Source organism: Glutamicibacter sp. NPDC087344 (assembly GCF_044744225.1).
GTDB lineage: Bacteria > Actinomycetota > Actinomycetes > Actinomycetales > Micrococcaceae > Glutamicibacter.
Genome location: NZ_JBIUXY010000006.1, coordinates 201,133 through 214,083, shown reverse-complemented (window position 1 = coordinate 214,083; position 12,951 = coordinate 201,133). Strand labels below are relative to the sequence as shown.

Here is a 12,951-nt window from a genome sequence, read left to right as displayed (position 1 = left end):
ACTCCTTGGGATATATGTTCGATCCCACCCAGTTTATCGAAGATACCTACGAAGCGCGATGCTCGCGCACCATCGGTGAGTCTTAGCGGCGCGCCGCGCGGTGTTTGGCGGAGGCCTCGGCGGCAATCCAGGCCCGTTGCGCAGCGGTGAGCTGCTGGGAACCGGCGGCACTGGCGGCGGAGGCCGACGCATTTGACCCTGCCGCCGCACCGCGCCACGCATGAGCAATCGCCAAGGCGACGGCATCGGCCGCATCGGCGGGTTTGGGTGGTTCATCCAGCCGGCAGATCTTGGCGACCATCTTGCCGATGGCCGCCTTGGAGGCCTGCCCGGAGCCGGTGACCGCCGCTTTCACTTCTGTGGGGGTGTGCAGTGCGACGGGGATTCCACGGCGCGCCGCCGCGGTGATAACCACCCCGGTGACCTGCGCGGTACCAATGACGGTGGAAACGTTCACCTGAGCGAAAACGCGCTCAAGGGCCAAAACATCCGGTTTGTGGGTGTCCAGCCAGGAATCGATCGCGTTAGCGATACTCAGCAACCTGGCATCCAAGGGGGTGCCCGGAGCAGTTCCGGCGACCGTGACGTCAACCAGTGAAACTTGGCGATTTGCAGAAACGTCGACCACGGCCAGCCCGCAACGGGTCAGGCCGGGGTCGACGCCCACGACTCTAAGGGGCAAGCCTTAGTTCTCCTCGTCCAGCGCGGCGCGAACCTCGTCGGACAGATCGGCATTGGTGTAGACGTTCTGCACGTCATCCAGTTCTTCGAGTGCTTCAAAGAGCTTGAGGAACTTGCGGGCGCCGTCGACGTCCAGGTCCACCTTCATGGAAGGCAGGAATTCCATTTCGTCGGACTCGTAGGCGATGTCCGCCTCGTCCAGCGCCGAAGCTACTGCACGCAGGTCGCTTGGCTCGCAGACAATGGCGAAGTTCTCATCTTCATCCAGAATCTCGTCGGCGCCGGCGTCCAGAACCACCATCAACAGGTCGTCTTCGGTCAGTTCGCCCTTGGGCAGGCGGACAACACCCTTGCGGGCGAAGAGGTAGCTGACCGAACCGGGATCGGCAATCGATCCGCCATTGCGGGTGATGCCAACACGTACCTCGGATGCGGCACGGTTCTTGTTGTCGGTAAGGCACTCAATCAACAGCGCGGAACCCTGCGGGCCGCGTGCTTCGTAGATGATCTCGGTGTAGTCGATGACTTCACCGGTCAGACCAGCGCCGCGCTTGACGGCTCGGTCGATGTTATTGATCGGCACAGAGTTTTTCTTGGCCTTGCTCACCGCAAGTTCAAGAGCAGGGTTACCCGACAGATCGGCGCCGCCGGCGCGGGCTGCTACTTCGATGCCCTTAATGAATTTCGCGAAGGCCTTGGCGCGCTTGGCGTCGATGGCTGCCTTCTTGTGCTTGGTTGTTGCCCATTTGGAGTGGCCTGACATGCTTTAAGCGTCTCCTCGCGTGATTTTGATAAAGAATTCATGAATGGCAGCGCTTCCGGATACTTCCGGATGAAAGCTGGTTGCCAATAGATTTCCCTGACGTACTGCAACGATTCTACCTTGTGACGCGGCATCCGCCCCGGGTACCGTGCTGATCACTTCAACACCGTCGCCAACTTGCACGGCTTCGGGTGCCCGAATAAACACCGCTTCAAGGTTGATGCCGTTGAAATCAAGGTGGTTCTCAAACGAGTCGACCTGACGCCCGAAGGCGTTGCGGCGCACCGTCATGTCGATGCCGCCAAAGGTTTGTTGCACCGCGCCGTTGCTGGCGACCGCAGGGTTCTCCAGGCGGTCGGCTAGCATGATCATGCCGGCGCAGGAGCCGTAGGCCGGCATGCCGTCTGCGATTCGCTGTCGGATTGGCTGAGCGAGTCCATAGTTCCGCGACAGGCGATCGATCACAGAAGATTCGCCGCCCGGGATGATTAAGGCGTCTATGCGCTCAAGATCCGCTACCGTGCGTACAGGAACGGCTACTTCACCTAGCTCGGTTAACGACGCTAGATGCTCGCGGAAATCACCTTGCAGGGCGAGGACGCCAAATAGAGGCATAGTTCTACCTTCACAATTGAATCGATCCCCCGCGGACTCGACGTGCTCGCCACGGAATCCTTTGGGGTGGGATGCTTGCGATTCAGCAAGCGCCGGATCAACGTTATTCCTCGCGAGCATCAGGCCTTGGGTTTGTTACAGGGTGTGTCGTGGACTTGTCTGCCATGTAGCTGGCCTAAATGGCGTGCGCTGGATTTTTAGGCGGCTTTCGGTGAAGCGGGGTTACTCGCATCCGTAACTGCCTTGTCATCCCTGCAGTTGCGACCCGGTTTCTTCTTTTCTCGCGCCATCATGGCGTTTCCGCTCGTCGCAACTTATCCACAGATTTGAAAATAACTCTCCCAATATTTGGAACTCGGGCATAGGATGGCGCTCACTACGGCATCCAAGTGATTACGGAGAGTTCTTATGAGCACTCGGAAAATTGCATGTGTAGCGCTGATCGCGGCCAGCTCCATCGCCCTCGTGGCATGCGAGTCGAGCCCTGCCGATCCGCCCTCTGCGACGCCAACTGAAAGCCAAGGAACTTCCTCAGGAAGCCCGACTCCGACTGCAACACAAAGCCCGACACCAAGCGAGACGGAAAAATACGAACCGGCAACGGCGGATGGTCCTGCCAAAAATGTTCCGGTTCCAGAGATGCCAGCGTTGGCCAAAGAAAATTCAGAATCTGGGTCTATAGCATTTTTGAAACACTATCTAAATATAATGAATTTCTCATTTGAAAGTTACAACGCCGATCCGCTAAAAAACTTGACATCAAATAATTGCCAGCTATGCTTCGAGAATATAATTCAAGGAATAGAGTTTAACGGCGCGCAGGGAGGCTGGCAGGTCGGAGGGCAATATGAATATAGAGTCTACTCATCCAAGGTAGATGGAAAAACTGCGTTATTAGGATTCTCGATGCGCCGGCAGCCAATTGAACTATATACGGAATCTGGAGTGCTAGCAGATGAGAGTCCGAGCGACGAGATTGAAACGCACGCAGTTGCGCTACTGAAATTCACTGACTCGTGGGTAGTTGATTCTATCTCAATTAATGAGCAGCAATGACTACTATTTCAGTCCTTCCTCTTCGCGCTTGCCTAGTTGCCTTGATGGTAGTACTGCCCGGAATATCAATGCCAGATTCCGTGCCCTCGGGATTAAAAGAAATATGTCCTGAATCCGTGTATGACGTTAACTTCACCAAGAATTTCGGAGAGTCTCTTCGAAAAGATTGCCTTAGCAAGTTGCAGCAGATTACTGATTCTCCTGAGTTTGATCGCATCGTAGATCGTGAGACAAGGCCTAAGTTTAGGATTGAGTATGATAATTCCTGCCCCATCGGGTTAGAGAACGCGAATGGTTGTGACAGCAATCCGGATGCTCGTCGGTGCGATGACGGAACAATACCTTACCTCATGATTATAAGATATTCTGAAGGAGAGAATGAAGGACAAATATTTAGTTCACGTCTGGTTTGTCCAGAGGATGACGTTGATGTCCCAGACGACGTTGTTAGAGAAGTAATTGTTACGCCAGAACATTTTAGAAGATTTCCTATATTAGGTTCAGAGTTACATAGCGATCCATACCAGTTTTCGCTTCGAAATGGGCATAGTCATATGTGGGCTGATGCAAATGATCAGACGTTCAGTGACAACATCGATGGCTCTCCAGTAACCATTAAAGCTATTCCTGTAGAGTGGCGTTGGAATTACGGTGACGGAGTTACCGCCAATCTAGATTTTCCTGGTGATCCAGTTGTGGGACACACCTTGCATGATGAGACATCAACAAGCCATTCCTATACCGAGACTGGGACTTTCACAGTTACAGTGACGACAATATACCGAGGTGAGTTCCGAGTCGGAAATGGTCCATGGCAAACGATTGGTGGCCAAGCTGCAGTTCCGAGTGACCCAATAACGATGGACGTCTGGCGAACGAAGAAGGAGCTGATTGCCAACGACTAGATGAATCAGTACGGGCTACGGCAAGGTCCACTCGTTTAGTCCATCTTCGATTGCGCCGTAGGCGTCGACCGTTTTCAGGGTTCGTTTTAGCGAGGCCTTGGCATCATCCTCGGGAACGCAGGTTTTGGTCGTTTCGACCTGACACCAAGCTACCGGCGCTGAACTTAGCTGGTGCGGAACCCATTGAAGGTCTGAGACTTCCCATTCGTTGTCGTCCATGGTGAATGTAGCCTTCACACTAATCCCCTCTCGATTCAAGATGGTGGGGGTCGCATGTTTCGCCACGGAGTTCCCGAGGCCATACACAATCCACGTGCCTTTGTATTTTTCGATTGGCAGGACGGAGTGCGTGTGGTGCATGTAGATGAAATCGAATTCACCTGATTCGGCTAGTGATTGCCCTAGCGTACGTTGGGACTGCGTTGGTGCGCTGGTGTATTCGGCCCCGTCGTGGATCGCTGCAACAACTACGTCGGCACCGTCGGCTCTCGCAGACTTGGCGCGTTTTATGAGGTTCTTGGCGTTCACTCCGGTGTCCACGCGCCAGTCAGTGTCGGCACTCATGCCATTCAACGAGTAGGTCGAGGCTATGACGCCAAGTTTCACCCCTTCAGCTTCCACGATCGGTGCGCTCTCAGAATCAGCTTTGGTCCGGTAGCTGCCGGTTGAAAACATGTCGTTTGCTTCGAGCGTGTCTAGGGTACGGATCACACCTTTGGTGCCTGCATCCACCGTGTGGTTTGTGGCGGTTGTACAGCCGTCATAACCAACATCCGCGAGGTCGGAAACGATTTGCGCGGGAACGGTGAACAGCGGATACCCGGAATATGGTGGAACCCCAATCGGTGTCTCCAGATTGCACAGGGCGATATCCGCATCCTCTACATATGGTTTGAGCCCGGCGAGAAGTGGCTGAAAGTCGAAATCCTTGCCGTTTCCATCGGACCGGTTGGCTGCAGTTTCTGCTTCGCTGAGTAACTGCGGATGCAGTAAAACATCGCCCGTCACCATGAGCGAAAACTCTTGTGATTCGTCGTCGACCGTTGCTTCGGGTGTGCCTTGTGACGATTCCACCTGAGACGTTGAAAGTGGTTCCGGCGATGCCGAGAGGTCCGACTGGTCATTCGGAGCGGCACTGCATCCCGAAACGAGTAGACCGGAAATCAGAATTGATGCGGTCAGCTGTGCGCGTCGGGCCGTCGAGAGTGCGTTCATATGCCACAGCTTACCGGTGAACGGCAGTTCGCCTGTGGCGAGCGGATGACGTCAATGCAATATGCGTCCACATGGCTGTGGGAACCTTGATCTATGCCTAATCCGCTCCTTTCTCCCAGTGAAAATCCGTATCAATGGCCTGACTTCCAGACGCTTGTTGCCGAGCACTACGTAGACGCGGCCCGCCGCGGTGCGGCCCTGCAGCTAGAAGAGATCGAATCGATCGCAACCAATACTGCGCCGGCTACTTTCGAAAATACGGTGCTCGCGCTCGAAGCTTCAGGTCAAGTGCTACGCCGAACCATGATGACGTTTTTCACCGTGCTTTCGGCTCACGGTACGGAGGACTTGCGAACGATTCAGAGTGAGATGTCGGGCATTATGACCCGGCAAGAAGACGCTATCTACCTAAATGAAACCTTGTATTCCCGTTTACAAGGTTTAGATGTTTCATCGCTTGAGGGTGAGGATGCCCGCCTAGCGGAACACACCCTGAAAGAGTTCGAACTGGCCGGTGCCGCTCTGGACGCCGAAGCCAAGGGCAAGCTTTCAGAACTGAATGAGCGGATCTCAGAGCTCTCAAGCCAGTTTTCAAATCTGGCGCTGGAAAACCAAAATGCACACGCGGTGTACTTCGCTGATGCCGGCGAGCTTGAGGGGCTGAGTGAGGCGGCGATTGCCTCGGCAGCCAAGGCGGCTTTGGATGCGGGGCATTCGGAAGGATTCCTGCTGCCGCTGGTCTCCCCCTCGCAGCAGCCTGTGCTGGCCCAACTAACTCGTTCGGATTCCCGTCGGCTGGTACACGAAGCTTCGTTGTCGCGTGGACTGGATTCAACCTTGGGGTTGGCTGCCGAAATGGCCAGTCTGCGTGCGGAGCGGGCATCCGTGCTCGGTTTCGCCAATCACGCTGAAACTGTTTTGGCCAAGGCAACTGCGCCGGACACGGCTGCCGTGGGCCAGCGATTGGCGGAACTCAGCGCCCCTGCCATACGCAACGCAAATGCCGAGGCTGAAACGCTTTCGGCAATCGCTGGCGGGCCGATCAATGCGTGGGACTGGCGCTTCTATTCCGAGAAGGTGCTGCGGGAGAAGTATTCGGTCGATACAAATGCCGTGCGCGACTATTTTGAACTTGAGCGAGTTCTGGTCGACGGTGTGTTCGCTACCGCGACGCGGTTATATGGAATCACCTTCACGGAGCGTTTCGACCTGCCGACCTACCACCCCGATGTCCGGGTCTGGGAGGTTATTGATGCTGATGGCAGTGGGCTGGCGCTGTACTCGGGTGACTTCCTGGCGCGAGCTACCAAGAAGGGCGGGGCCTGGATGACCACCTTGCGCGACGGTGCCTCGTTCCTGAACGAGCGACCGATCGTCACCAACACGTTAAATGTCGCTCCTCCTGTCGCCGGCCAACCGATCCTGCTGACGTTGGATGAGACCAATACGCTTTTCCACGAGTTCGGCCACGCGCTGCATGGAATGTTCGCCAGCGGGAAGTACGCATCGTTGGCAGGAACTTCCGTGCCTCGGGACTTTGTCGAGTTCCCCTCGCAGGTCAATGAGATGTGGGCGCTGCACCAGGACGTCGTATCAGGGTACGCCAAGCATTTTGTGACCAACGAACCACTGGAACCGGCGGTACTTGAAAACTTGCGGGCAGCTGAGCTGTGGGGGCAGGGATTCGCAACCACCGAATATCTGGCGGCCAGCGTTCTGGACTGGGCGTGGCACACCATTGATGCCGGAACAGTCATCGAGAATCCAGAAGAATTTGAGCAGCAAGTTTTGCTCTCCGCGGGATTCGATCCGCAGTTGATCGCACCACGTTACCGTACCGGTTACTTCCAGCACATTTTTGCCAATGGTTATTCGGCTGGCTACTACTCCTACATCTGGAGTGAGGTGCTTGATGCCGACACTGTGCAGTGGTTCGCGGAAAACGGCGGCTTAATGCGCGAAAATGGTAATCGGTTCCGTGAGGAGCTGCTGTCGCGCGGCAATACGCGCGATCCCTTGGAATCCTACAGATTGTTCCGCGGACGTAATGCAGAGGTTGACCCGCTGCTGCGCCGTCGAGGATTGGTGAACGCAGAATAATGACGACGATTGCCTCCGCACAGGAAGCGTTGAGCCACTGGCATCAGGCGCTGGCCGTTGCCACTGGCGGCAAGATTTTTACCACCCACGGTTGTTCGTGGGCCTGGCAGCCGGTACGCCGACGCCTGGTGTTGCTTTTCCCGGAAAGCCCGGAACCAGCGGGGCTTCGCCCTGCACTGGCCGAAGGCATGCGGCTGGGCGCGCGTCGTGTGGAAGCTTGGGTGAATTCGGGTGCGGACGCCTCGCAGCTTAAAGCGGCCGGGTTTAGCGACAATGCACAGGTTTCCTGGCATGCAGGCCCGCTGTCCATCCCAATGGACCGCTGGGACGGAAAAATCCGTCTGGGGAACAATGTTCCTGAGGCTACCGGCGCAGATGGGGCCGAACTGGCGGTCACGAACCTGTGGCGCGACGCCGCGCCCCAGCTTTCCAGTGGTCATCCGGCGCTGCGCCGGGTGGAGCACGCGGTGGCCCGCACCGAGGAAGGAAACATCGTCGGTCGCGGTTTTGCACAGCAGGGCCTTGGCGGCCAGCTGATGATCCATGCCCTTGCGGTCGGTAGCGACTTCCGGCGTCAAGGTGTTGGCACCGCACTGCTGCACGGACTCTCCCGTTCAATGCTCAACCCGCTGACCCCGGCGGAGGAAGAGGAACCGACAGAACTTCTGGCGGCGGCCACACCTTCAAGCGCTGACTTCTTCACCGCTAACGGATTGAAATTGCTCGGCCGCGGGCGGCATATGGTCTTGCGCTCCTGGGCTTGAGCCTGGACTGCCATTGGCATTCGCTTAGATGGCGGGATCGAAACACAGATTCCGCCATCTATGCTTTTAAGCCCAATGCATGTCTCAGTTTTGTTTGAGGACCTCGTATCTCAGCCTTGCGAACGGTCCGCTGTGTCGGGCTTCGACAAGTTTGAGTCGATCACTGCCGATGGCGCGCGGCAGAATTGGTGCCCCGCTGGCAACAGTTGCCGGGGCGATGGTCAACGCCAATTCGTCGAGTGCATCGATATCGAGAAATTGTCCGAGCAGCTCGCCACCGCCCAGCACCCAAATGTTCCCACCGGCCGCGGCCTCGCGGATTTCCGTCAGGTGCTGTTCTACGGTCCCTTGGACCAGCCGGACATCGGCGCCGTCGGGGATCGGCAGGTCACGATGAGTGAAGACGTACGTTATTTGATCCCCGTAGTAGGTTTGCCATTTGCTTGGGTCCTCCATGAAGTTTTCGTGTTCGAGGACCCAGAGGTACGTATTGGCTCCCTCGACGTTCACCTTCACCTCGCTGGGGAGTAAATCCGGGTCTGGGTCGTCACCACCGTCGATCTCAAACAGCCATTGCAGGCTGTGATTTTCATCTGCCAGGAAACCGTTGAGCGTGACTGCCGCATCAAAAACTATTTTGCCCATGGGGCTAGTGTAATGATCCTGTCCTCCATTTATCGTTGGTGATTTGGGATTGAGATTTGCAGTGTTTTGGTTCGCGGGTTGGTGCCGGAGAGATCGGATTCACCGAATGCACGGGTGAGGAACCGCCGCATCTTCAACAGTTTCGCGAAGATACCCTGATGGAGGGTAAACGCTGCAGCAAATATGATCCGCCGCGGGTGAGTCTGTCGTTTTGAGAAGCATGGTCATTGACGTTTAAGTGTTCCCTGAGCTCCTGAATGGCGCACCCTTTAAACGGCCTTGACCACCTACCTGTTCGGAAGCTCCTTGGCAGTCAGTACCTGTGCAGGCCATACCTCGCAAACCTGGCAAGCCCGCTCTAAGTCGGTGCACCGCGGAAGATACGGGACCTTCGAGCGGCTTGCGCTGAACCCTTCGTGCGAGATCAGACCGGGATATGGCACGTTGACCCTTGGCTGATATCAGGAATGGCCAACCAGAACCTTTGCGTGAAGGGCGAGGCGGCCTACCGACTCCAATACCCCAACGCCCCACTCACAACGAACGCTGGGCACGTAGCACCGTGGTCACGCGCCACAGCCGCTCCAGCATCGATCGACACCGCGTCGATTGATCTCTTGTAAAACCGGGTTTACCGTGCAGGCGCTGGCCGTCGTCTTGTTAACCCTCAGATTCGGTGTTCCTTCCAGTCGCAGTCGATGCGTTCGAAATTGTGTTCCGAGCCTTTCCAGATCACGTGGTGCAACGATAGCTGGCCGGTGGCAGTTAGCGGACCTCGAAGCAAGCCATCGCTCGGTCGCGCTCTTCGAACAGGTCGGTCAGGGTTTGGCCGGGACTGGGGCTCTGATGGCCTCAGCGGCACGGAGCCCTGCCAGCAGCGCGCCCTCGAGGTGGCCGGCGAAGGCAGGAGCCGTCTCCGTGGATGCCCAATGGATCCGGCCATGGACAGGCTGGGAGTAGGCGGCGTGGCCGAAGCTGCTCGTATCGGCTGGGGCAATTCCCGTGGGCTGGGTGAATCGCTCGGAGCTCCAGTCAACGGCATGGATTCCTTGCGGGTGGGCGGCATCAGGGCCGAAGAGCCTCGTGAGCTGTTCGCGGAAGGCGGTGGCGATGCCCTGGCGGTCTCGCTGCGGAAGTCCGGCCGCCGGCGTGAAGGCGAAGATCGCCGCCGGGCTCCCCTCGGGGCCGCTGTGATCGTGGAACTCGCGGAAGGGGCCAACGCGGCTGATGGCGGAACCGGAGAGTCCGGCCGCCCGCCAGAACGGCCGGTCGTAGACGGCGACGGCCTTCACGACGCCGCCCATCCACACTGCGGTGCTTTCCGCGATCCGCTGCGCGGCCAGCGCCGGAGGCACCGCCAAGACCACCTGCTCGCACCGGTAGCCGCCCAGGGCGGTGCTCACGGAAGCACCGTCCGCGTCGACGGTGATCGACGTGGCGGGCTCGCCCAAATGGATCATTCCCTGTGGCAGGCGGCGGGCCAGCCCTTCCAGCATTCCCTGCGCACCGGCGGCGAATCGCGACGCCGGGGCATCGACGGGGTTGCCGTCCAGACGATTGACCTGCGTGCCCTCGTACATCGCGTCGCCATCCAGATGCTGCCAGAACGTGCGCTGGTTCAGCTGCTCGGCCAGCGCTTGGACGCGGGGCTCGTTGGCCCAGAACCACGTGGCCCCAAGGTCGATCACTCCCCCGTCAACCTGCAGTGATCGGGCTCGCCCTCCTACACGATCCCGCGCTTCGAGCACGATGACGTCCAGCCCTGCCTGGGCCAGCGAACCGGCGGCGGCAAGACCGGAAGCTCCTGCTCCAACGACAACCACGTCGACACGGCGGGGCTCCTGTCCGGCATTCATGCTTTGGCTCCCAGCTGCGGGGAGCGCATCACGACCAGGACCGCGAGCGGGACCAGGGCGAAAATCGCGAGGATGGACAGGAACGGGAAGTTCGTCGCGGCGAGCAAGGGGCCGGCGGCGAAGGCGGCGGTCGCGCCGCAGAGGTTGGACAGGGCGTCCACGCCGCCTTGCGAGGCAGCGCGGGCCTCGGCGGAGACGACGGAGCTGAACAGCGCCGATCCGGCGACGTTGATGAACGACCAGCCCAGGCCCAGCAGGATCAGCGAGGCGATGATCCACCCGGTGCCGTCCGGGCGGGCCGCTCCGAGGAGAAGGGAGACAAGCAGGATCAGCAAGCCGATGAGGATGGCGGCGCGGTGGCCCAGCCGGTCGGTGAGCTGGCCGACCACGGGCGCGAAGGCGTACATGCCCAGGATGTGCAGGCTGATGGTCAATCCGACGATCTCGACCGAGCCTCCCTGATGGGTGATGTGAACCGGAGTCATGGTCATGATCGCAACCATCACGATCTGCGCGGACACGATGGCGAAGACCGCGTACCTGGCCGCCGCGTTGACGCGCAGCTCGGCCGTCATCTTCGCGAAGGCACCCGGTTGGCGGTGCCCGGTGGCCGGCGCCGCCGCATCCCGCTGGGATTCCAGGAGCGGATCCGGGCGCAGCAGTGCGAATGAGATCAGCCCTGCGGCCGCCATGCAGACCGCGGCGATGAGGAAAGCGCTGGCGTAAAGGCTCAGTCCGGTGGCGGCGGTGATGAGCCGTCCGGGCACGGCGAGGTTGGGGCCGAGGACCGAGCCGATGGTGCCGACCCACACGATCAGTGCCAGGGATCGGCCATGGCGGCGCGGATCAGCGAGGTCGGTGGCGGCGAAACGGGCCTGGAGGCTGACGGCAAGGCCGGTTCCCATGAGGAATAAGCCGATGAACAGGGGCAGCACGAGGCCGCGCTGGGCCGCCAGGACGAGCAGAGCGCTGCCCGCGGCGGCGATCCACCACCCGCTTGTAAGCGCGAATCTGCGTCCTCGGCGGGCGGCAAGAGCACCGAGGGGCACCCCCGTGAGTGCCGCGCCGAGCGTGCTGGCGGTGCGGGCGAGCCCTGCCCAGGCCTCATTCTGGGTGATTTCGCCGGCGAGGAGGATGCCCATCGAGGGTGCAACGCCGACGCCGACCGTGCCGATGATCTGCATGATGACCAGGACGGACAAGGTGCGTTTCTGGAGCCGGCCACGCTGCTGGCTGCGCAGGCTGTTGAGGGAGGTCATGGTCGTTCTCCCGTCGCGCCCAGGCCGGTCTCCAGCACGAGGCGGAATCTCGCTCTTCCGTCGCGCAGCTCCTGCAGTGCACTCTGCGCTTGTGCGAGCGGGAAGGTCTGGGTGGTCGGTTGGATGCCGTGTCTCACCGCGAATTCCATGGCCTGCTCAGTGTCAGCCGGGCCGCCTGTGAGATGGCCGGTTACGGACAGCGCGTGCATGATCATGGGAGCAACCGGCAGGTCGAGCGTGCCGGCATCGACTCCGACCAAGACGAGCCTTCCATGCGGCCGCAGTCCCGTGATCAGCTCCGCGACGGGCGCGGTCGACGAGGCCGTGCTGATGATGGCGTCCACGCCGCCCAGGGCGCGCAGAGCCTTCCCCGGTGGCATGGCCTCGCTGTCGATATACGCGGAAGCGCCCAGGGTGATCGAATCTTCCTCCCGTTCGGGACCGCGCGCCACGGCGGTCACCTCGTGGCCCATGGCCGCTGCGAACTGGATCGCCAGGTGCCCCAGCCCTCCGATGCCGAAGACTGCTATCCTGCCGCCAGCAGGTGCATCCGCGCCGCGGACTGCGTTGAACGCGGTAACGCCAGCGCAGCCCATCGGGGCGGCGTCGACGAAGTCCAGGGCGTCTGGAATGCGCGCCAGTGCGCTGGCCGGAGCGAGGAACCGGCTGGCCCAGCCGCCCGGGTAGCTGACGCCGGGGACCCGCCGCTCGGGGCAGTGCACGACGTCTTCGGCAAGGCAAGCAGGGCACTGACCGCAGCTGCCTCCAAACCACCCCACCACCACGCGGTCGCCCGCCCGCCAGCGCTTGACGCCGGGTCCAGTCCCACTGACCACGCCAGCGACTTCATGCCCGGGAGTTACCGGTCCCGGGGCATGCTCCGCGGCGGCGGTGCCGAGGTCGGCGTGGCACAGGCCGCTGGCGATAACGTCGATCGCCACCCATCCTGCGGGTGGCGAACCAAGCTCTACTCGGTCGGCGGCCAACGGGCCGCCAGGCGCATGAACGCGCATCATCGTCGCCGTGCTTTGCACTGTGATCTCCCTCTGTACAGAACTGCTTTGCTAGAGCAGGTTACTGGTCTTTGCCGGT

Annotated in this window: 12 protein-coding genes; 4 read left to right on the top strand and 8 right to left on the bottom strand. The window is 59.7% G+C overall.

The window, feature by feature from the left end; all coding sequences use genetic code 11:
- Positions 1-82 precede the first annotated feature (82 nt).
- The 3 genes from ruvC to pdxT are packed head-to-tail and all read right to left on the bottom strand — an operon-like array spanning position 83 to position 2,059.
- On the bottom strand, positions 83-682 hold the full coding sequence (gene ruvC / locus ACIOWL_RS12850) for a crossover junction endodeoxyribonuclease RuvC (protein ID WP_400385596.1): 600 nt from the start codon (positions 680-682) through the stop codon (positions 83-85).
- A gap of 3 nt (positions 683-685) precedes the next feature.
- Complete coding sequence (locus ACIOWL_RS12845; protein WP_400385593.1) at positions 686-1,444, bottom strand: YebC/PmpR family DNA-binding transcriptional regulator; 759 nt, start codon at positions 1,442-1,444, stop codon at positions 686-688.
- A gap of 3 nt (positions 1,445-1,447) precedes the next feature.
- Entirely contained in the window at positions 1,448-2,059 is a 612-nt protein-coding gene (gene pdxT / locus ACIOWL_RS12840) for a pyridoxal 5'-phosphate synthase glutaminase subunit PdxT (protein WP_400385591.1), read from the bottom strand.
- Between the two features lie 408 nt (positions 2,060-2,467).
- On the opposite strand from pdxT, the gene ACIOWL_RS12835 reads away from it, so the two are divergent.
- Both ACIOWL_RS12835 and ACIOWL_RS12830 read left to right on the top strand, forming a co-directional pair.
- On the top strand, positions 2,468-3,115 hold the full coding sequence (locus tag ACIOWL_RS12835) for a DUF6318 family protein (RefSeq protein ID WP_400385589.1): 648 nt from the start codon (positions 2,468-2,470) through the stop codon (positions 3,113-3,115).
- Positions 3,112-4,020, top strand: a complete 909-nt coding sequence (locus tag ACIOWL_RS12830) for a hypothetical protein (protein ID WP_400385586.1) — start codon at positions 3,112-3,114, stop codon at positions 4,018-4,020. The genes ACIOWL_RS12835 and ACIOWL_RS12830 overlap by 4 nt, the downstream gene beginning before the upstream one ends.
- A 15-nt stretch (positions 4,021-4,035) precedes the next feature.
- Here the strand turns inward: ACIOWL_RS12830 and ACIOWL_RS12825 are convergent, their stop codons facing one another.
- Complete coding sequence (locus ACIOWL_RS12825) at positions 4,036-5,235, bottom strand: CapA family protein (protein ID WP_400385584.1); 1,200 nt, start codon at positions 5,233-5,235, stop codon at positions 4,036-4,038.
- 93 nt (positions 5,236-5,328) lie between these two features.
- On the opposite strand from ACIOWL_RS12825, the gene ACIOWL_RS12820 reads away from it, so the two are divergent.
- Positions 5,329-7,335 (top strand): M3 family metallopeptidase, encoded by a 2,007-nt coding sequence (locus ACIOWL_RS12820; RefSeq protein ID WP_400385581.1) that lies wholly within the window; start codon positions 5,329-5,331, stop codon positions 7,333-7,335.
- The gene (locus ACIOWL_RS12815) at positions 7,335-8,099 is read left to right on the top strand and encodes a GNAT family N-acetyltransferase (RefSeq protein WP_400385578.1); all 765 of its coding nucleotides are present in this window, start codon (positions 7,335-7,337) and stop codon (positions 8,097-8,099) included. The genes ACIOWL_RS12820 and ACIOWL_RS12815 overlap by 1 nt, the downstream gene beginning before the upstream one ends.
- An 84-nt stretch (positions 8,100-8,183) precedes the next feature.
- Here ACIOWL_RS12815 and ACIOWL_RS12810 read toward each other — a convergent pair whose 3' ends face one another.
- The 4 genes from ACIOWL_RS12810 to ACIOWL_RS12795 form a co-directional block, all read right to left on the bottom strand.
- Positions 8,184-8,744, bottom strand: coding sequence for a dihydrofolate reductase family protein (locus ACIOWL_RS12810; RefSeq protein WP_400385576.1), 561 nt, complete (start codon positions 8,742-8,744; stop codon positions 8,184-8,186).
- An 818-nt stretch (positions 8,745-9,562) separates the two neighbouring features.
- On the bottom strand, positions 9,563-10,600 hold the full coding sequence (locus ACIOWL_RS12805; RefSeq protein ID WP_400385575.1) for a flavin monoamine oxidase family protein: 1,038 nt from the start codon (positions 10,598-10,600) through the stop codon (positions 9,563-9,565).
- The gene (locus ACIOWL_RS12800) at positions 10,597-11,859 is read right to left on the bottom strand and encodes an MFS transporter (protein ID WP_400385573.1); all 1,263 of its coding nucleotides are present in this window, start codon (positions 11,857-11,859) and stop codon (positions 10,597-10,599) included. The genes ACIOWL_RS12805 and ACIOWL_RS12800 overlap by 4 nt, the downstream gene beginning before the upstream one ends.
- Positions 11,856-12,800: a zinc-binding dehydrogenase gene (locus ACIOWL_RS12795; protein ID WP_400385570.1), complete on the bottom strand. Its 945-nt coding sequence runs from the start codon at positions 12,798-12,800 to the stop codon at positions 11,856-11,858. Before ACIOWL_RS12795 ends, ACIOWL_RS12800 begins: the two co-directional genes overlap by 4 nt.
- Positions 12,801-12,951 lie beyond the last annotated feature (151 nt).

Excerpts from the sequence above, each read along its gene's own strand:
- ACIOWL_RS12845 (WP_400385593.1), bottom strand. The coding sequence starts at position 1,444 with ATGTCAGGCCACTCCAAATGGGCAACAACCAAGCACAAGAAGGCAGCC.
- pdxT (WP_400385591.1), bottom strand. The coding sequence starts at position 2,059 with ATGCCTCTATTTGGCGTCCTCGCCCTGCAAGGTGATTTCCGCGAGCAT.
- ACIOWL_RS12835 (WP_400385589.1), top strand. The coding sequence starts at position 2,468 with ATGAGCACTCGGAAAATTGCATGTGTAGCGCTGATCGCGGCCAGCTCC.
- ACIOWL_RS12830 (WP_400385586.1), top strand. The coding sequence starts at position 3,112 with ATGACTACTATTTCAGTCCTTCCTCTTCGCGCTTGCCTAGTTGCCTTG.
- ACIOWL_RS12825 (WP_400385584.1), bottom strand. The coding sequence starts at position 5,235 with ATGAACGCACTCTCGACGGCCCGACGCGCACAGCTGACCGCATCAATT.
- ACIOWL_RS12820 (WP_400385581.1), top strand. The coding sequence starts at position 5,329 with ATGCCTAATCCGCTCCTTTCTCCCAGTGAAAATCCGTATCAATGGCCT.
- ACIOWL_RS12815 (WP_400385578.1), top strand. The coding sequence starts at position 7,335 with ATGACGACGATTGCCTCCGCACAGGAAGCGTTGAGCCACTGGCATCAG.
- ACIOWL_RS12810 (WP_400385576.1), bottom strand. The coding sequence starts at position 8,744 with ATGGGCAAAATAGTTTTTGATGCGGCAGTCACGCTCAACGGTTTCCTG.
- ACIOWL_RS12805 (WP_400385575.1), bottom strand. The coding sequence starts at position 10,600 with ATGAATGCCGGACAGGAGCCCCGCCGTGTCGACGTGGTTGTCGTTGGA.
- ACIOWL_RS12800 (WP_400385573.1), bottom strand. The coding sequence starts at position 11,859 with ATGACCTCCCTCAACAGCCTGCGCAGCCAGCAGCGTGGCCGGCTCCAG.